Genomic DNA, 16,748 nt, shown 5'->3' with positions numbered 1-16,748 from the left:
TGGGGGCGCGGGTTTTCCCCCCCCGGGCCCCCACCAAACCAAACCTCCCGGCCCCCCTCCAATCCCTGTGCCCCCCCCCCCTCTCCAACCCCCCCGGGGGGGGGGGGGGGGCCCCCCCCCCCCCCCCGACGCCCGTTCGTCGGCTCCAAGACGATGATCTACGCCGTCTCGACCGACCACCTCATCCAACGCATGGCGCACACGCTGAAAGACTGCGCCCACGTCACTGGGACGGGCCGGCCGGGCCAACACATGTGCGGTCACCTCTACGGCATCAAGGCATCAAGGCATCAAGGCATCAAGGCATCAAGGCATCAAAGGGTGCTTGCGGTAGTCGCCGGGAGGCATTCCCAGGACCCTCTTGAAGGCGACACTGAGGGCGCTCTCGGATCCGTATCCCACGGAGTGGGCGATGGAGGCGAGCGTTGCACTGCCTTCCCGGAGCTGTTGGGCTGCCAGTTCGATCCGCCACCGCGTGAGGTATTCCAACGGCCCTTGACCGACTGTGGATTTGAAGCGGGCGGCCAGGGTGGAGCGGGACACCGCAGCGGCGTCGGCCAGTTCGGCCACGGTCCACGAACGCGCCGGCTCGCGGTGCAGGGAGGTCAGCGCTGTGGCGACCACGGGATCCGCGAGACCGGCCAACCACCCCGACGCCGCACGTGGCGCACGCAGCGCACGTTCGAGGTGGAGACGCAGCACATGAACGAACATGACGACGGCCAGATGCTCCGCCATCAGCGTGGAGGCCATCGGCCGAAGTGTCAGCTCCTGCTCGATGGCGGTCAGCGCCCACCGCACCGCCTCCGCGTGCGGGGTGCCGGCCGGCACATGGACGATCGGAGGCAGTCTGTCGAGCAGCAGTTCCTGGGCGCGGGTCCCGAAGGAGAAACCGCCGCCGATGAGGAACACGTCGTCACCCTTTCCCACTCTGGCGACACCGCGCTCGGCCTGTGCGAACACGGCGCCGCCGTCGACAGGCTCAACCTCAGGATCGCTGCGGAGCGTGAAGGAGCGGGGACGTGTCAGGAGGTAGCAGTCACCCTCGGCCAGGTCGATCGGCTCGTCGATCCCGTCGACCTCCAGCTGACACGACCCGCGCCGAACGGCGTTGAACTTCACCACGCGCGGCGCGTCGAACCGTACGGCCCAGCGTCCTCCAGCGGCCATGCTCGCCGAGAGATGACTGCGCGTCTGCAACAGGGTCAGCACATCCTCAAGAGGATCCACACCCACCTCCGGTCTGGACGATCGCTAAAGAAGGAAGGACTCTCAGCCATAGAGCATCCAGCGGACCGATCGTAGCGTGGACGTATGACAACGAACTCCCGGACCGACAGGCACCCGCGAAACCACTCCGCCCTCCTGACGACTCCCTTCGCCTCACACGCCCGCGCGCAGGAGGTCATCGACGGCGTCGATCTCACCGGCCGGCGTGCCGTGGTCACCGGCGGCGCCTCCGGTCTCGGCGCCGAAACCGTACGAGCCCTGGCCACCGCAGGCGCGGAGGTCACCATTGCGACGCGCCGCCCGCAGTCCGCCGAACCGCTCATCCAGGAGCTGACCACCGTCGCCGGAGCAGGCCGGGTGCGCGCCGAGGCTCTCGATCTGTCCGATGTGGCCTCGGTCGACGCCTTCACACGCACATGGTCCGGGCCTCTCGACATCCTCGTCGCGAACGCCGGAATCATGGCTCTTCCCACGCGGACCCTCACCCCGGGCGGCTGGGAGATGCAACTCGCCACCAACTACCTCGGCCACTTCGCTCTGGCCACGGGCCTGCACGCGGCCCTGCGGAACTCCGGCTCCGCACGCATCGTGGTCGTCAGCTCCGGCGCCCACCTGGGAGCGCCCTTCGATTTCGAAGATCCCCACTTCGCGCGGCGGCCGTACGACCCCTGGGCGGCTTACGGGCAGTCCAAGTCCGCCGACATCCTGTTCACGGTAGGTGCCCGCCGCTGGGCGGCCGACGGCATCACAGCGAACGCGCTCAACCCCGGCTACATCCTCACCCGTCTGCAGCGGCACGTCGACGACGAAACCATGCGCGCGTTCGGCGTGATGGACGACCAGGGCAATGTGAAGCCGCTGCCGTACTACAAGACTCCCGAGCAGGGGGCCGCCACCTCCGTCCTGCTGGCCGCCTCTCCCCTCGTGAAGGGAGTCACCGGCCGCTACTTCGAGGACAACCAGGAGGCCAGGACCGTCCAGGACAGGGAGGAGCAGCCCGGTGGCGTGGCCGCCCACGCACTCGCCCCGGAGGCAGCGGACCGGCTCTGGGAGTACAGCACAGGCGCTCTCCACACGGCATGACCGCCGTCTGCCGTTGTGGCGGAGGTCCAGGTTCGCGAAGGCGCGCGGTGATGCGGCGTTCAGGGGCTCGATACGGTTGCCCGAGAGCGGGCCACTCGTGCCCCTCAGAAGACCGTGCCGGTCTTCGCGTTGAGCAACAGGGTCAGGCCAGTGATGACTTGAGTCTGATGAAGGTACCCTCCCCGTTCAGGCCATCAAGATCGCCGCCCGAATGCGTGGGGTCAACGGGTGTGACCGAACGATAAGTTGTCGCCATGCCGCTTGCCCCAGACGATGAGATCCGCAGCATGAGCTGCTGGTCGGCGGCTCGGGCGCCGACCATGTCCTCTTCGCGTTCGGACAACTCGGCGGTCAGGTCCGTGTTGTGCTGCTCCAACTGCGTGTTCCGCGGCTGGAGGACGTGAATGTCAGTGGGGGCGCTGAGGACCGATCCTCTCCAGGCCCACTCTCGGCAGTCCATGCCGGGGCTCTGACAGCGGCAGTTGGGAGCTCGCCCCACTGTTCGAGATGTCCAGGCCGACCGTCAACCGCCCCATCGGCCACCTCGGACCGCCGCTTGCGCATCAACCCCGTCAGGCCATGCCTGGCATCCCCGGCTGCACCACCTCACTCTCACAGGGCAACTCCCGCCCCATACCTGGCACCGGAGAAGCCCAGATGAGGCCCCCCTCACCGACTCAAGCAATGCTCAGTCGATACAGAATTCGTTGCCCTCGATGTCCAGCATGGGGATGCATGACTCGTTTTCCTCATCGGCATACAGCGTCTGCACGTGAGTCGCGCCAAGCGCGACCAGTCGTGCGCACTCGGCTTCGAGCGTGGCCAGGCGCTCGTCCCCCACGAGCCCGGTGCCGACCCTGACATCGAGATGCACCCGGTTCTTGACGACCTTGCCTTCGGGGATGCGCTGAAAGTACAGACGCGGGCCCACACCTGAAGGGTCACTGCAAGCGAACCATGAATCCCGCTTCTCAGCAGGCAGGGCCCGGTTCGCATCCTCCCAGGTGGTGAATCCCTCCGGTGGTGGCGGTGTGACGTACCCCAACACCTCGCACCAGAAGCGAGCAAGCCGCTCAGGTTCTGCGCAGTCAAAGGTGACTTGGAATTTCTTGATCGCTGACATCGGCGCACCGTACCGCGTGCAAGGGGGACCCTGCCCCTCATTTCCTCAGGCAAGTCCGTCCGCCACCCGACACGCCCGGGACGGCCCTGGACACCCGCGTGATCAAACCGGGCAGCCGACGAGAACGACGCGACCGTGTCCGACGGAGACCTGCAGCACCGACCCGATCCAGTCAACGGCTGCATCGACGCGTCTGGCCTATCACCGGCTGCATCGACGAATCCGGCCTCCCCCTGACTCCGCCATGACGTCACCCCGACGCCAAAGCCCCAGCCGTGCGGCCCCGCCATTTCCCCCGGGGACCTTGCTCATCCCGGGATCGGTGTGCGATCTTAAAACCATCGAGTTCATGGAAACGTTTCCACAAGGAGGTGGGGCGAGTGGCCACGATCAAGGATGTCGCTGCACGGGCGGGAGTCGCGCTCGGTACCGCGTCCCGGGTGCTCAGCGGCAGCAGCCAGACCTCGGCCGACTCCCGGTCCCGCGTGCTCGCCGCCGCGGCCGAGCTGGGATACATCGCCAACGGCCCGGCCCGTTCCCTGCGGCGAGCCCGAACCGACGTACTGGGGCTGCTCGTCTCAGACATCCGCAACCCGTTCTTCTCCGAGCTGGCTCACGCCGCCGAGCAGGAGGCCCGCCACCACGGCTACACCGTTCTGCTGGCCAATGCGAACGAAGACGCCGAACAGGCCGACGCCTACCTTCAGACCTTCGCCGGCCAACGCATCGACGGCCTGCTGTTCTCGCCGCAGAGCACCGTCTCACCGCAGCTCGCGGCCACGCTCGCGTCCGGACTGCCTCTCGTGTTCCTCAACCGCAGGATCGAGGGCGTCGACGCACCTCTGTACGGCACGGACAACGCGCAGGGCGTAGAGCAGGTGCTCGCCTGGCTGCGGAGCCGGGGCCACCGCGACGTCGCCTTCGTCGGCGGCCCGGACACGATCTCCACCGGCGCCGAGCGCCGCGCCGCCTACCTCGCCGGACGTCAGGCACACGGCATCAGCACCGATGAACGACTGCTGGACGCCGGTGACTTCCTGGCGGGCGGGGCGGCCGAGGCCATGTCCCGCATCCTCGACCACGACGTTCCGTTCACGGCCGTGTTCGGCGCGAACGGTCTGACCACGTTGGGAGTCCTGCGCGCGCTGCGCGAGCGGCTCGGTGCGGAGCAGGCCGCCCGCATCGAGATCGTCTCCTTCGACGACCTCGACTGGTTCGAGTTCGCCTCGCCCCCCATCAGCGCGGTCCGCAACGACGCGTCATCGATCGGCCGACTCGGTGTACGAGGGCTCGTCGACCTCATCGCCGGCCGCCCTGCCCCCGGTCAACGCGTCCCCACCACCTTCGCCGACCGCGCCCTGCCGGCCATCCGATGAGCAGCCGGATCAGCGCCGACGCCACCGGCAGCACCTCTGTCGGCTCCCCCAGGCCTGCAACCGTGCGACGTGCTGGTGCCGGACGCACAGCGCACAGTCCCCGTAAGAACCGTCGCCCTCGCTTAGGCGACCGCGCGACGCCACCGTACGACCAACGCCTTTGGCCGCCTGCAACAAGCCACATGCGGCACCCACTTCTCTCCCGCCCGGCCGAGCACTGCACCGTACGTCCGCCACCCGGCGGAGCCGCAGTGCGCCCGCCCTGAAAGGAACAACCCATGAAGGTCGCCCTCGGCGCGGACCACGCCGGATACGCGCTCAAGGACACCGTCCGCCAGGCCATCGAGGCCCTCGGGCATGAAGTGATCGACTGCGGCACCCACAGCGGTGACCCGGTCGATTTCCCGGACATCACCCGCACCACCTGCGAGGTGGTGCTCTCCGGTTCCGCCGATCGTGCTGTGCTCGTCTGCGGCACCGGCCAGGGCGCCGTCATGGCCGCCAACAAGCTGCCCGGCGTCCGCTGCGGTCTCGCCCACGAGCCCTACTCCGCCCACCAGGCCGTCGAACACGACGACGCCAACGCCATCGCCATGGGGGCCTGGCTGGTCCCCCACGCGCTCGTGCCCGACATCGTCCGCGAGTTCCTCGGTGCCGTCTTCGACGACGACGAGGAAACCCGCCGCCGGGTCGCCAAACTGAACGCGCTCGACGCCCTGACCCCGGCCCCCTGACGAGCCGCCCAACCAGCCCAGGCCCTCCCCCTGCTGAACGGGCCAGCTCTCCCCTTCCCCTCGCCCCTTCCCTGTCACGAAGCCAGAACACCCTGCCCGCGGGCGACCACGTACGCCAGGCGCCTCTTCGGCATGCCCCGAACACCCGGCCGCAGGAGGCCGCCGCCCCCTCGCGCGCCCTGAATCCCCCTCACGCGCCCCGATCCTCCTCACGCGCAGACGCCGGAACCGATCCGGTGCCCCCTCAAGGAGAACTCCCATGTCCACCAGCGCCCCCACCCGACAGCGGAGCGTGCTCGGCTCCAAGGACCGTGTCAAGACCGCGGTCGCCGCCGCTTTCGGCACGAGTGTCGAGAACTACGACTTCATCGCGTACGGCACCGCCTCCGCGCTCTACTTCGGAGCGGTCTTCTTCCCCGAGAGCGATCGGCTCGTCGGCACCCTGCTTTCCTTCGCCACCCTCGCGGTCGGCTTCGTCATGCGCCCGCTCGGGGGCGCCGTCGGCGGCTACTTCGCCGACAAGCACGGCCGCAAACCCGTCCTCGTCGCGGCCATGACGGTCATGGGCGCCGCCACCTTCCTCATAGGTGTACTGCCGACCTACGGCCAGGTGGGTGTGCTCGCGCCGATCCTGCTCGTGGCCCTCCGCATGATCCAGGGCCTCGCGTTCGGCGCCGAGTGGGGCGGGGCGATCACCATGGCCTACGAGCACGCACCGTGGCACCGCCGCGGTATGTTCGCCGCGATCCCCCAGGCCGGCAACCCTCTGGGCATCGCCCTGGCCAGCGGTGTGTTCGCGTGGAGCTCCACCCTCGACGGGAGCTGGCAGTGGCGGACCCCCTTCCTGCTCAGTGCCGTCATGGTGATCGTCGCGCTGATCGTGCGCTCCCGGCTCACCGAATCCCCCGAATTCCAGGAAGCCCAAGCCACCGGCAGCACCGAGAAGAACCCGTTCCTCGCCACGCTCTCCGAGGACTGGCGCGGCATCCTGCGGGTCATCGCCCTGCGCGTCGTCGAGTCCTTCGCCTACTACTCGACCGCGACCTATCTGCTCAGCTACATCACCGACCGCCACCCCGACCTGAGGTCCGTCGCTCTCGGCGCGATCACCGCCGCCAGCATCCTCGCCATCGCGGTCACCTTCCTCGCCGGCGCGCTCACCGACCGCATCGGACGCCGCCCCCTCTACATCGCGGGCTGTACGGCGGCGATCCTCTTCGCCTTCCCGATGTACCTGCTCACCAACACCGCCCAACCCGCCCTGGTCGTCACCGTGTTCATCATCGGCATCGGCCTCATCCACGCATGCCTCACCGGAACCCAGGGCTCCCTGCTCACCGAGCAGTTCCGCACCGCGACCCGTACGTCGGGAGCCTCGCTCGGCTACCAGCTCGCCGCGGCCATCGGCGGCTTCGCGCCCTTGCTCGCCGCCGCTCTGGTGGGAGTCTTCGGCTGGCCCGGCGCCGCGCTGCTCTACCTCGGCGCGGCCGTGATCGGCCTCGTCGGCATCCTCGTCACCAAGGAGACCTGGGGCCGCCAAGAGCGGGAGCGCGTCCTCGCCCTCGTCACAGAGGAGCACCGCACCCAGACCGCTTCAGGAACACCGACGGGCGAAGTCCTGCCGTCCCCGTCCCGGTGAACTCCGTTCCCTCCCCGCACATCGGCATACCGCCGCGATCGCTTGCCGCGGAGGAACCCCGCATTCGGCCCGCCTCGGCTTGGATCCCTCGCGTACAACCTGCGCGCTTGGGCGCGGAACGACATTGGGCTCGCGAGCAGCCGACAACGCGGGAGAGAGCCGACAGCGTCCGTGAGCGTGAGCGGCGGATGCTCGCCGCCGTGCTGGAAGCCGAAGTTAACGACTACACACCCGGCACATCACATAGACCGTGCGAACAGCAACGTCGGTCGGGCTTAAAAAAACCTCTCAGGCGCAGACTGTGATCCCTGGTCATGGATTTTGGGGAGGTGAGAAGTAGACACGGCACAGATGGCAGCGGCGGCGGGAGACGACGAGTGGGCGAGCAGCGTGGACGTGACTGGACGCGCATGACTCCGGACGACTTCGACCAGGACGCGCCACTACGTCCAGTCGTGCCCGACGGGCCGGCCGCGGCCATCGTCCCAGCCGTACCCGACGAGTACGGCACACCGTCGCTGTTCGAGGACGAGGCACCCGCTGCGCGCCCCCGGACACGAAAAGGCGTGACCCCGCCCTTCGATCAGCCCAAGCTGTTCTGCCTGCAGGAGCTGGAGGCGTAGGCGACCACGGAGGAGATGGTGTCCAATGCCTTGCCTCCGAGGCAACGTCAGTGGCGCCTCCCGCACGGTCCGTACGCGAAGGATGCGGGCACCGATGCGGCGGGGAATGGCCTCTCGATCTTCGGGCACGTGAACTGTGTTGCAGAAGAGTCCAGTTGGAGGCAGACATGAGTGAGCGCACGTGGCGAATCATCCCTACGAGCCGGCCCCTGAGCGCTTTGTACCTGCTGGCCGGTGTCCTTCTGCTGGTCAGCACTGTGAGTCAGCTGAGGGACGAAGTGGCCGTGCTGCCCCTGATTTCCGGCCTCGCCGCCTTGGCGCTCGTGGCCGTGGCCGTCGTGGGCCTGGCGCGTCCCGGCCACCGCGCCGGAACCCGCTGATCCGGCGAGAGGTCGTTGCTCGGCCCCACTCCTTACGGCCCTCCGACCTCCAGGTGCGGGACGTGGCCAGGCGGCCCCCGGCATGCTCAAGCCGATGAGGAACCGGTGGCCGCGGTCGGACCATCACCGCCTCGCCGCGTCCTGTCGTCGTACCGCCCATCGCCGAAAGCCCGGCCATGCGAAACGGCGTATTGGGTACTCAGAGGGCCTCGCGGCGCGGAAGGCAGCACCCGGCGACTCGGAGGGCGGGCCGAGATCGGCGTGCGCCCCCGCCCGATACTGGGCGGCGCCGGTCCCGTACCGACGCCGCCTCACTGGCGGAAGGCAACCCCCGCGAACCACCGCTGGCCGTCGCGGGCCGCCCGGTCGGCCAGCCCTACAGGTGCGGGGGCGGAGAGGTGATCATGAGGTGCACGAAGATCGCCCAGAGGCCCGTCGCGGCGGTCATGACCCGGAGTCTGCGTCGACGCGTCGGCGCCACCGGGTCGGGTCTGTCTCCCACGGTGAGGCCAACCCGTGCCGGGCCCCGTCCAGGCTCGACGGCGGGTGCCGTCTGCACCCGCGGAACCGCGTGCGGGACCACGGCCGTGGGGCATACCGGCAAGGAGCGGACCGGCCTCTCGACGCGCTGCCGAACCTCGGGGCTGAGCGCCCGCCGTGCCGGTGGTGGCGCCGGAACACTCGCGGCGGCGGGAGCCAGACCCTGGGCCAGCCCGCTGAGGAAGGCCGCGTAGGCGGCCCGCCGCAGGCCGGTCGGGGCGGTACGGCCGGTCTCCCAGGACCGCACCGTCGCCGCGGTCACTCCGAAGGCCGCGGCGACCTGCGCGTCGGTGAGCTGCCACGCCCGGCGCAACCGGGCACGCTCCTCGGGAGCGGGCAGAGGTGTCTTCCCGTCCCGGCGACGCGGGTGGGACGGCATCGGGTGCTGTGCGGCAAGCATGCTGATCGTCATGACCGTACGACAACCGAGTGTCATGTCATGTGATGACCGGATACTCGAATACACCCGTTCGGCGCAAGGCGGAGGTCTCCTTGCACCTCAGCCGGACGACCCGGACCTCGCCGTTGCGCTGGCGGCAGGCGGTCATTGGGATGCCGGGTCGTCCCGCATACGTCTGGCGGCGGTCGGGCGCATGCCGACCGTGCCGCCCCCAGCGCCCGGTCGAACCCAGCCAGGTCGTGCCAACCACGCGCATCGGTGACTGCAGTCGCCCGGAAAGGGGGTTCGGACACGGGAGCGCCGCTAGACGCTCGCTTCCGGCCGTGCGGCTGCCGCAGCCTTGACGGCCGCTGCCAGTGGGTCGCGGACCGGGCGGCCGAGGAGGTCGGTGAGGTCGGGAGCGGTGCCGTCCAGGAAGCCGTGCCGGACGGCCGAGGCGATCGACGCGAGCATGGGCGGCTGGAACGGCAGCAGCCCCGGGGTCTCGTCCAGGAGCCTGCGCCGGTACTCCCCCAGGCCGATGGTGCGGTGCGGAACCCCCAGCCTGTCAGCCAGTTGGCCTGCCGTGACCGGTGTGCCGACCAGCTCGTACACCCGGCCGCGGTGTCGGGCCGGGTTCGCCGCGACGGTGGCCGCGGCGTCGGCGAGATCATCCCGCGCGACCGCTGCCAGGGCGCCGTCCCCGAAGGCGGACTCCACCCCCTCGCCGACCCATGTCAGCAGGCTGCCGAAGAGTTCGGCGTACAGACCGTTGCGCAGGATCGTCCAGTGGAGTCCGCTCGCCCGGAGCAGGCGCTCGGTGGCCCGGTGTGCCAGTGCGAACCCGAGATGGTCGCCGGCCGTGGTCAGGCTCGTGTAGACGACGTGGTCGACACCGTCGCGCACGGCGGCGTCCAGGACCGCCGCGTGCCGCCCGACGACCTGATCGTCCTCCGAGTACCCGGCGGAGATCAGCACCAAGGTCGACACCCCGGCAAGGTCGAGGCTCGCACGGTCGTCGAAGTCGAGGTGCCTCTCCCCCGACCCCGGCCCCGGCGTGCGGCTGCCGCCCGTCGCCTCGACGCCGTCGGCACGCAACGCCGCCAGGGTGGCCGAGCCGAGGTTCCCGCCGGCTCCCGTCACCAAGATCATGCCCATCACACTCTTCCGTCGTGGCTCTCGTCGGTCACTACGCTTGATCCTTGATCGCACGCCCACCGGCCACAAGAAGGCAGTTCGATGTCACTCACGCACACCGGGGTAACCACCCCCGCCGCTCTCGACCCCTGCGGTCTCGAAGAACACCCCGACTGCGGCATACGCGACGTGCTGGACCGCATCGGCGACAAGTGGTCGGTGCTCGTGATCGTCGAACTCGCGGGCGGGCCCCGCCGCTTCCGGGAACTGCAGCGCGCCGTCGAGGGCATCTCCCAGCGCATGCTCACCCTCACCGTCCGCAGGCTCGAACGGGACGGCCTCGTGCTGCGCACCGTCTATCCGACGGTCCCGGCCCAGGTCGACTACCGCCTGACCGGGACCGGAGCCGACCTGACACACCTGGTCAGGGCGCTCGCCGACTGGTCCCTCGCCCACCGTGCCGATATCGCCGAAGCACGACAGTCGTACGACCGGACCCACCCCGACCACGACATCCGCTGACGCGGGGCGCCGACGTCGGGACGCGCCGGGTCAGCGGGACGCAGTTTTCAGCGCGCAGTGCACGAGAACTTGAGCGCTCGGCTGCGCCGCGTCAGCCCCAGGGGTACTGACACGCGACGCCTACTGGTTACTGAAGGCGGCGTCGAACGACGCGTGTGGCTTCGGCCACAGCAGGGAGCGTACGAAACCGACGGCTTCGGCGGCTCCGTGCAGTCGGTCCATGCCCGCGTCCTCCCACTCGATGGAGATGGGACCGTCGTAGCCGATGGCCTCCAGCGCCCGGAACGCGTCTTCCCACGGGACGTCTCCGTGCCCGGTGGACACGAAGTCCCAGCCGCGGCGCGGGTCGCCCCACGGCTGGTGCGACCCGAGCACACCGGCCCGGCCGTTGCGCGGGCGCAGCCGGGTGTCCTTGCAGTCGACGTGGTAGATGCGGTCCTTGAAGTCGGTGATGAATCCGACGGGGTCGATGTTCTGCCACATCATGTGGCTGGGGTCCCAGTTGAAGCCGAACGCCGGGCGGTGCCCGATGGCTTCGAGGGTGCGCACGCTGGTCCAGTAGTCGTAGGCGATCTCACCGGGGTGGACCTCGTGCGCGAACCGGACGCCCTCAGTGTCGAAAACGTCGAGGACGGGGTTCCAGCGGGCCGCGAAATCCTCGTAACCGGCGTCGATGACGGAGGCGGGGACCGGCGGGAACATGGCGACGTACGGCCAGATCGACGAGCCGGTGAAGCCGACCACGGTGTCGATGCCCATCTTGCGGGCCACGCGGGCGGAGCGCTTCATGTCCTCGGCAGCGCGTTGGCGCACTCCTTCGGCGTCGCCGTCGCCCCAGACGTACGGGCGCAGGATCGCCTGGTGCCGGAAGTCGATGGGGGCGTCGCACACCGCCTGCCCCGCCAGATGGTTGGAGATCGCGTACGCCTTCAGGCCGTGACGGTCGAGGGTCTCCAGGCGCGAGGCCAGGTACGCGTCGTCCTCGTCGGCGCGCCGCAGGTCCAGGTGGTCCCCGGACGCGGCGATCTCCAGGCCGTCGTAACCCCAGGAGGCGGCCAGTTCGGCGACCTCCTCGAAGGGAAGGTCGGCCCACTGGCCGGTGAACAGGGTGACGGGGTGCGTGGGCGCGGTCATGCTTCTTCCTTGTTGTCGGGCGCGTTGTCGGGCGCGTTGTCGGGCTCGGTGTCGATGGTGTCGGGTGCGGTGTCGATCCAGGCCCCGTTGTCCCGGGCCGATGCCAGGACCGCTTCGGTCAGGCGGGCCGCGCGCAGTCCGTCGGCGAACGTGGGCATCCCCGCGGGTACGTGACCGCGGACGGCGCTGTAGACGTCGGTGACGAATGCGGTGAACGCGTCCTGGTAGCCCAGGGGGTGGCCGGCCGGCAGCAGGGACATGCGGGCGGAGTCGGGGGCGGCGGTCTGCGGATCGCGCAGCACGATCTGTGATCCGTTCGGCCTGCCGATCCACAGTTCTTCGGGGCGCTCCTGCTCGAAGCGCACGCTCTGCCGGGTGCCGTGCAGTTCCAGCGTGAGGCTGTTCTTGCGGCCGGGCGCGAGCTGGCTGATGAGCAGGGTGCCCAGTGCGCCGTCGCCGAGTTCCACGATCAGCGCGGCGATGTCCTCGTTGGTCACCGGATGATCGCCCCGGCTCGTGAAGACGGTCCGGGTGCGGGCGGTGAGGCGGTGGATGCGCTGTCCGGTGACGAACTCGATCAGGTCGCACAGGTGGGAGCCGATGTCGGCGAAGGCCCGGGAGGGCCCTCCCGCTTCCGCCCGCGCCCGCCAGTTGTCGTCGCTCGCCTCCAGCATCCAGTCCTGGAGGTAGGAGGCGTCGAGGGTGAGGACGGTCCCCAGTTCGCCGTCGGCCACCAGGGCCCGGGCCTGGCGTGCCATCGGGTGGTAGCGGTACACGAAGGGCACGGCGGCGACACGGTCGGCCGCGTGTGCCGCGTGCACGAGGCGCGCCGCCTGCGCGGCCGTGGTGGCCAGGGGCTTCTCGCAGATGACATGGGTGCCCGCGGCGAGCGCGGCCAGGGCGTGTTCGGCGTGCAGGTGGTTGGGACTGCAGACGTGGACGACGTCCAGGTCGCGTGCGGACGCCAGGGCGTGGGCGTCCGGCTCGTGTCGTTCGACGTCGAGGTCGTGTGCGGCCTGCTTGGCCCGCTCGGGGGTGGAGCTGGCCAGGGCGGTGGGACGGCCGCGTGCGGCCCGGCTGGCTCGGGTGTGGACCGTGGCCATGAAGCCGCCGCCGATGAATCCGGCACGGATGGGTGGGGTCACAGCGTGGCTCCGTAGGGGTCTCGGTCCTCGGGTACGAGCGGGAGGTCGTCGACCCTGCTGGTGACATGGGCGGTCTCGCCGGAGGCGGCGGCTTCGTCGATGGCCATGAGGGCGTCGAGCACGTGGTAGCCGAGCTCTCCTGTGGCGATGTGCGGCTGCCCGGCGCGGACGGCGCGTGCCATGTCCAGTACGCCGAGGCCGCGGCCCGATACGACTCCGACGGGCGGGACGGTCTCCCACACCGGCTCGCTGCCCGGCTGGGAGACCCGGGTGATCCTCACGTCGCCGGCGAACGTGTTGGGATCGGGCACGACGAGGGTGCCCTCGGTTCCGGTGATCTCGACGACGCCGGTGCGGGTGAGGGGCGAGTCGAAGCTGAACGTGCTCTGGCTGACCGCGCCGGAGTCGAACTGGGCGATGGCCGCGATGTGGGTGGGGACGCTGACGGGGAACTCCGTGCCGGCTCTGGCGCCTGCGCGGATGGTACGGGTGGGACGGCCGGTCGAGCCGACGGCGGAGACCCGGCTGATGGAGCCGAACAGGCTGACAAGGGCCGTGAGGTAGTAGGGGCCCATGTCGAAGAGGGGGCCCGCGCCCTTGGCGAAGAGGAACTCGGGGTCCGGGTGCCACAGGTCCGGGCCCGCGTACTGCATGACGGTGTACGCGGACAGTGGTGTGCCTATGTCGCCGCGGGCGATGGCCCTGCGGGCGGTCTGCAGACCGGGGCCGAGGACGGTGTCGGGTGCGATGCCCACGCGAAGACCGGCGGCGGAGGCCGCGTCGAGGAGGGCCCGGGCGCTGGGCCGGTCGATCGCGATGGGCTTCTCGGACCAGACGTGCTTGCCGGCGGCGATGATCGCCGAACTGACCTCGGCGTGGACGGCCGGGATGGTCAGGTTGACGACGATGTCGACGTCGGGATGCGCCAGGACGAGTTCCGGCCCTCCCCACTGCTCCACCCCGTACTTCTGCGCCTGGCCCCGGGCCCGCGCGGTGTCGAGGTCGCCGACGGCCAGCACACGTACATCGGGAAACGCCGTGAGGTTGGTCAGGTACTGGTCGCTGATGTTGCCGGCGCCGATGAGACCGACACCGACCGGAGTACGTGTCGTCATCAGGCGATCCCCCTCGCGGCCAGGTAGCGGACGGCGGCCTCGATGCCCTCGAAGATGTCACCGTCGTAGTGGTCGAATTCGATGATGGCGAACTCGGCGTGCGCGGCGGCGGCCAGCGCCTCGTCGAGCGGCACCTGTCCCTGGCCGGGGGCGACCTGCCGGGTGTCGGCGGGATCCAACGGCACCCCGGAAAAGAACGGGTCGTCGATGATCGCGCCGTCCTTCACATGCAGGGCCTTCACCCGTGCGCCCAGGCGTTGCAGCAGTCCGACCACGTCCTTGCCGCCCGCGGAGGCCCAGTACAGGTCTATCTCCAGGTCCACGCCGGGGTCGAGGAGACTCACGAAGTACTCGAAGGCGCTGGAGCCGTCGACGGTGTGGACGAACTCCTGGGAGTGGTTGTGGTAGCCCACGCGCAGCCCGTGCTCCGCCGCGCGGTCCGCAGCCTCGTTCAGGAGGGCGGCTGTGCGGGCGATCTCCTTCGCGTCGATCCACCGGGCCGGGGGTACGAACGGGTCGATGACCAGTTCGAGGCCGAGCCGTTCGGCGGCGGCGAAGGTGTCGTCGAGCGACGGGACATCGGCGCCGTCGGGGCGCTGCGTGGACAGTAGCTCGGCGTGCCCGGTGCGGGCCGTCAGCCCGTGGCGGTCCAGCGCCCCGGACAGTTCCTCGGCGCGGCGTACGAAGCCGAACACCTCCACCTGGCTCAGCCCGAGCCCGGCGATTCTGGCAAGGGCGGCGTCCTGGTCGGCTTCCAGGGCATGGCGGACGGAGTAGAGCTGGAGTGACAGCTGTGGCGTGGTCATGTGCGGTTTCCTCTCGGGTTCGACGGCCGGGCCACGGATACATCCGGACAGGAGCGAGGCACAGCATAAATACCTACACCGATGTCGGTATCTGTGACGAGAGGGACGATACCTACAGTGCTGCTGGTTTTCTACGGTGGTTAGCATTCCCGTATGACTAAGGCTGAAGCGGCAACGCGGCCGGCGACCTCACGCAACTACCCCAAGGGCGAGCGGCGGCGGGCGCAGATCATCGAGGCAGCGCTCACCGCGTTCGGGCAGGTCGGCTACCGCCACGCGAGCACGGTCCAGCTCGCCGCGGCATGCGGTGTCTCCCGGGCCGGCCTCCTGCACCACTTCCCGACGAAGGAGTCCTTGCTCGAAGCCGTCCTCGAAGAGCGTGAACTCCAGGACGACCAGCACTTCTTCCGCACGGACGGCGACCCCACCGACGGACTGGAGTATTTCGCCAGCATGATCCGCCTGGTCGCCCACAATCAGGCGAACCCCCTCGTCGTAAGCCTCTTCGCGGTCCTGTCCAGCGAAGCGACCACCACGGACCACCCGGCGCGTCCGTACTTCACCGCCCGCTACGAGCGGGCACGCAGCCAGATGACCCAGGCCATCGAGGATCTCGCCGACCGCGATCTGCTCCACTCCCATGTGGACCCGTCCGGACTGGCGGTGAACCTCATCGCCCTGATCGACGGCCTCCAGGTCCAATGGCTCCTCAGCCCGGACACCATCGACATGCCCGAGCACCTCCGGAGCATGCTGCGCAACGTGATCAGGGTCGAACTGCCCGTCTGAGCTGCCGCCCCACCGCCCGTCGGTCGAGGACACACCCGCTCTGACGATCCGACCACCCGGGGGAAGCCGCCTAGCTCCCCGACCGCTCCCCCAGCACACAGAACTCATTGCCCTCAGGGTCCGCAAGCACCACCCACGGCTCGTCCCCGCGCTGCCCGACGTCCGCGTGGCGGGCGCCGAGAGCCAGGAGGCGCTCGACCTCCGCGTCCCGGTCGTCGGGCCGGAAGTCCAGGTGGAGGCGGTTCTTGACGGTCTTTCCCTCCGGCGCGACACCGAAGAGCAGACCGGGCAGCCGGTCGGGCTGCGGCCTGATCTCGTACTCCTCGGGCGAGTCGTTCACCACGGTCCAACCGAGTGCCTCGCACCACCAGCGACCCAGGGCCACCGGGTCCGCGGCGTCGACGACGAGCTGCTCCCATTCAAGTCCCATGGGCCCGAGGCTAGCGTCACCCGTACATCCGGGTAGCCGGATGATCCGAACGAGCGCCCCAGACCTGACGCACCGTGACCAGGGCCGACGTCAGTGCTGCGGATCGGGCTGCCTCACGAACACCGGCTCGCCGGGTCGTGCCCGCCACCCGCCCGCGCGACTCGACGTGCGGTGGAGCGGCAGCTGATGAACAGTCGTACCAAGTCCCCCACCAGAAGGAGATTTGCATGCTTCGGCGTATCTCACTCGCTGTAGCCGGTGTGCTCGCGGTCGGCTTCATGGCCGCAGCCCCTGCCGCCGCCCACACCTCGGACGTCGAGGGCTGTTGGGTGTCCGGCGGCCATGTGAAGGTCGACGACGTCAAGGTCGCGGACTTCGACGCCACCTGCTGGTCCGTCGGCTGACGACGCATCACACGGACCGGTGCCCGTTCCGCTGCGCAGCTGCTGAACCGGCACCGGTCTCGGTGGTCCGGCGCCGGTGACGTTGGAAGGGCCCCAATACCCCGGCCCTGCGTACTCGGCCCGGCACAACTCCCCGGCAAACGCAACATGGGGAAAGAC

The 16,748-nt window shown here is 69.5% G+C and carries 19 protein-coding genes; 9 read left to right on the top strand and 10 right to left on the bottom strand.

The genetic code is table 11. The annotated features are described in order from the left end of the window. Positions 1-306 precede the first annotated feature (306 nt). Positions 307-1,230 (bottom strand): AraC family transcriptional regulator, encoded by a 924-nt coding sequence (locus tag ACFVH5_RS02990; protein WP_385831569.1) that lies wholly within the window; start codon positions 1,228-1,230, stop codon positions 307-309. Positions 1,231-1,314: 84 nt separating this feature from the next. On the opposite strand from ACFVH5_RS02990, the gene ACFVH5_RS02985 reads away from it, so the two are divergent. Beyond that, positions 1,315-2,313: an SDR family NAD(P)-dependent oxidoreductase gene (locus tag ACFVH5_RS02985; protein ID WP_385831567.1), complete on the top strand. Its 999-nt coding sequence runs from the start codon at positions 1,315-1,317 to the stop codon at positions 2,311-2,313. Between the two features lie 142 nt (positions 2,314-2,455). Here the strand turns inward: ACFVH5_RS02985 and ACFVH5_RS02980 are convergent, their stop codons facing one another. Next, on the bottom strand, positions 2,456-2,689 hold the full coding sequence (locus ACFVH5_RS02980; protein WP_385831566.1) for a hypothetical protein: 234 nt from the start codon (positions 2,687-2,689) through the stop codon (positions 2,456-2,458). 312 nt (positions 2,690-3,001) lie between these two features. Continuing rightward, a complete protein-coding gene (locus ACFVH5_RS02975; RefSeq protein WP_385831564.1) occupies positions 3,002-3,436 on the bottom strand; it encodes a VOC family protein in 435 nt (144 codons plus the stop codon). 380 nt (positions 3,437-3,816) lie between these two features. On the opposite strand from ACFVH5_RS02975, the gene ACFVH5_RS02970 reads away from it, so the two are divergent. The 5 genes from ACFVH5_RS02970 (at position 3,817) to ACFVH5_RS02950 (ending at position 8,188) form a co-directional block, all read left to right on the top strand. Continuing rightward, positions 3,817-4,812: a LacI family DNA-binding transcriptional regulator gene (locus ACFVH5_RS02970; RefSeq protein WP_385831563.1), complete on the top strand. Its 996-nt coding sequence runs from the start codon at positions 3,817-3,819 to the stop codon at positions 4,810-4,812. 278 nt (positions 4,813-5,090) lie between these two features. After that, the gene (locus ACFVH5_RS02965) at positions 5,091-5,546 is read left to right on the top strand and encodes an RpiB/LacA/LacB family sugar-phosphate isomerase (RefSeq protein ID WP_210892573.1); all 456 of its coding nucleotides are present in this window, start codon (positions 5,091-5,093) and stop codon (positions 5,544-5,546) included. 259 nt (positions 5,547-5,805) lie between these two features. Continuing rightward, on the top strand, positions 5,806-7,185 hold the full coding sequence (locus ACFVH5_RS02960) for an MFS transporter (RefSeq protein WP_385831561.1): 1,380 nt from the start codon (positions 5,806-5,808) through the stop codon (positions 7,183-7,185). Positions 7,186-7,562: 377 nt separating this feature from the next. Further along, a complete protein-coding gene (locus tag ACFVH5_RS02955) occupies positions 7,563-7,808 on the top strand; it encodes a hypothetical protein (protein ID WP_385831559.1) in 246 nt (81 codons plus the stop codon). A 167-nt stretch (positions 7,809-7,975) separates the two neighbouring features. Continuing rightward, complete coding sequence (locus tag ACFVH5_RS02950; RefSeq protein ID WP_385831558.1) at positions 7,976-8,188, top strand: hypothetical protein; 213 nt, start codon at positions 7,976-7,978, stop codon at positions 8,186-8,188. A gap of 376 nt (positions 8,189-8,564) precedes the next feature. Here the strand turns inward: ACFVH5_RS02950 and ACFVH5_RS02945 are convergent, their stop codons facing one another. Together ACFVH5_RS02945 and ACFVH5_RS02940 are read right to left on the bottom strand one after the other, a co-directional pair. Continuing rightward, positions 8,565-9,140, bottom strand: coding sequence for a helix-turn-helix domain-containing protein (locus ACFVH5_RS02945; RefSeq protein ID WP_385831557.1), 576 nt, complete (start codon positions 9,138-9,140; stop codon positions 8,565-8,567). A gap of 291 nt (positions 9,141-9,431) precedes the next feature. After that, the gene (locus ACFVH5_RS02940) at positions 9,432-10,259 is read right to left on the bottom strand and encodes an NAD(P)H-binding protein (RefSeq protein WP_385831555.1); all 828 of its coding nucleotides are present in this window, start codon (positions 10,257-10,259) and stop codon (positions 9,432-9,434) included. Positions 10,260-10,346: 87 nt separating this feature from the next. Between ACFVH5_RS02940 and ACFVH5_RS02935 the strand changes: the two genes are divergently transcribed. Beyond that, the gene (locus ACFVH5_RS02935; protein WP_385831553.1) at positions 10,347-10,766 is read left to right on the top strand and encodes a winged helix-turn-helix transcriptional regulator; all 420 of its coding nucleotides are present in this window, start codon (positions 10,347-10,349) and stop codon (positions 10,764-10,766) included. 120 nt (positions 10,767-10,886) lie between these two features. Here ACFVH5_RS02935 and ACFVH5_RS02930 read toward each other — a convergent pair whose 3' ends face one another. From ACFVH5_RS02930 to ACFVH5_RS02915, 4 genes are read right to left on the bottom strand one after another with little or no spacing between them, the layout of a single operon-like run. Further along, positions 10,887-11,900, bottom strand: coding sequence for a sugar phosphate isomerase/epimerase family protein (locus tag ACFVH5_RS02930; RefSeq protein ID WP_385831552.1), 1,014 nt, complete (start codon positions 11,898-11,900; stop codon positions 10,887-10,889). Further along, positions 11,897-13,045 carry a Gfo/Idh/MocA family protein gene (locus ACFVH5_RS02925; protein WP_385831550.1) on the bottom strand — a complete coding sequence of 383 codons (1,149 nt, stop codon included), beginning with the start codon at positions 13,043-13,045 and terminating at the stop codon, positions 11,897-11,899. The genes ACFVH5_RS02930 and ACFVH5_RS02925 overlap by 4 nt, the downstream gene beginning before the upstream one ends. Continuing rightward, positions 13,042-14,160 (bottom strand): Gfo/Idh/MocA family protein, encoded by a 1,119-nt coding sequence (locus ACFVH5_RS02920; RefSeq protein ID WP_385831548.1) that lies wholly within the window; start codon positions 14,158-14,160, stop codon positions 13,042-13,044. Before ACFVH5_RS02920 ends, ACFVH5_RS02925 begins: the two co-directional genes overlap by 4 nt. Next, a complete protein-coding gene (locus ACFVH5_RS02915) occupies positions 14,160-14,966 on the bottom strand; it encodes a sugar phosphate isomerase/epimerase family protein (RefSeq protein WP_385831546.1) in 807 nt (268 codons plus the stop codon). The genes ACFVH5_RS02920 and ACFVH5_RS02915 overlap by 1 nt, the downstream gene beginning before the upstream one ends. Positions 14,967-15,119: 153 nt before the next feature. On the opposite strand from ACFVH5_RS02915, the gene ACFVH5_RS02910 reads away from it, so the two are divergent. Continuing rightward, entirely contained in the window at positions 15,120-15,755 is a 636-nt protein-coding gene (locus ACFVH5_RS02910) for a TetR/AcrR family transcriptional regulator (RefSeq protein WP_385831545.1), read from the top strand. A gap of 70 nt (positions 15,756-15,825) precedes the next feature. Here the strand turns inward: ACFVH5_RS02910 and ACFVH5_RS02905 are convergent, their stop codons facing one another. After that, on the bottom strand, positions 15,826-16,185 hold the full coding sequence (locus ACFVH5_RS02905) for a VOC family protein (RefSeq protein ID WP_384800595.1): 360 nt from the start codon (positions 16,183-16,185) through the stop codon (positions 15,826-15,828). Positions 16,186-16,412: 227 nt separating this feature from the next. Between ACFVH5_RS02905 and ACFVH5_RS02900 the strand changes: the two genes are divergently transcribed. Beyond that, positions 16,413-16,589, top strand: coding sequence for a hypothetical protein (locus ACFVH5_RS02900; RefSeq protein ID WP_385831543.1), 177 nt, complete (start codon positions 16,413-16,415; stop codon positions 16,587-16,589). Positions 16,590-16,748 lie beyond the last annotated feature (159 nt).

The sequence above is a fragment of the Streptomyces sp. NPDC127119 genome, from assembly GCF_042677425.1.
In the GTDB taxonomy this organism is placed as follows: domain Bacteria; phylum Actinomycetota; class Actinomycetes; order Streptomycetales; family Streptomycetaceae; genus Streptomyces.
This window is presented reverse-complemented; position numbering and strand designations above follow the sequence as displayed.